General features: G+C 73.9%; 1 protein-coding gene. It reads right to left on the bottom strand.

All coding sequences use genetic code 11. The features are described 5' to 3' along the window. Nucleotides 1-234: alpha/beta hydrolase (locus KVT32_RS31645; protein ID WP_217619590.1), on the bottom strand; the 234-nt coding region annotated here is incomplete at both ends.

Below are 234 nucleotides of genomic sequence, written 5' to 3'. Positions count from 1 at the left end.
AAGCCATAGGGCCCGCCCAGCCCAATCCAGCCGGCCAGCGACGCGGGGCTGGACCCGGCGGCGGCAAGCCAGCGCTTGCCCAGCGCCAGCATGGCCGCGATGTAGCCGCCGGCGCTGTGGCCGGCGACGTAGACACGCGCCGGGTCGCCGCCGTAGTCGCCGATATGGCGCTGGGACCACGCCACCGCCAGGGCGGCGTCGCGCAATAAAGCCGGAAAGCCGGCCTCGGGGTAA

Source organism: Achromobacter sp. GbtcB20, from assembly GCF_019091095.1.
Taxonomy (GTDB): domain Bacteria; phylum Pseudomonadota; class Gammaproteobacteria; order Burkholderiales; family Burkholderiaceae_B; genus Achromobacter; species Achromobacter mucicolens.
This window is presented reverse-complemented; position numbering and strand designations above follow the sequence as displayed.